This window comes from Rhodovibrio sodomensis, assembly GCF_016583645.1.
Taxonomy (GTDB): Bacteria; Pseudomonadota; Alphaproteobacteria; order Kiloniellales; family Rhodovibrionaceae; genus Rhodovibrio; species Rhodovibrio sodomensis.
Genome location: NZ_NRRL01000310.1, coordinates 1 through 574, shown reverse-complemented (window position 1 = coordinate 574; position 574 = coordinate 1). Strand labels below are relative to the sequence as shown.

Genomic DNA, 574 nt, shown 5'->3' with positions numbered 1-574 from the left:
AGAGCTTTACCGGCATCCTGCAAGTCGATGGCTATCAGGGTTACGGCCAGCTGGCCGACCGTGAGGCCCTGCCGATCACGCTCGCCTACTGTCTGGCCCACGCCCGCCGGAAGTTTCACAAGGTGCAACTCACGACCGGCTCGCCGATCGCGCAGGAGGCGCTGCGCCGGATCGCTGGAGATCTACGCCATCGAGGCGCGGGTCCGCGGGACGACGGCGGCCGAGCGGCTGGCCGTCCGGCAGGCGGAGAGCGCGCCGCGCATGGCCGACCTCAAGGCTTGGCTGATGGCCCGGCTCGGCGAGATCTCGCAGCAGTCCGCTCTGGCCAAGGCGATCCGCTACACCCTCGGGCACTGGGACGGGTTGTGCGCGTTCCTCACCGACGGGCGCATCGAGGTGGACAGCAACACGGTGGAACAGCAAATGCGGCCGGTGGCCCTTGGCAGACGCAATAGTCTGTTCGCGGGGTCCGAGGGCGGGGCGGAAACCTGGGCGATCCTGGCCTCGCTGATCCAGACGGCCAAGCTCAACGACCTCGACCCGTTGACCTACCTCGCCGACGTGCTGCAGCGGA

General features: G+C 68.5%; 1 pseudogene. It reads left to right on the top strand.

The features are described 5' to 3' along the window. Positions 1 to 574: pseudogene (tnpC, locus tag CKO28_RS28785) on the top strand (IS66 family transposase); the annotation flags it as partial.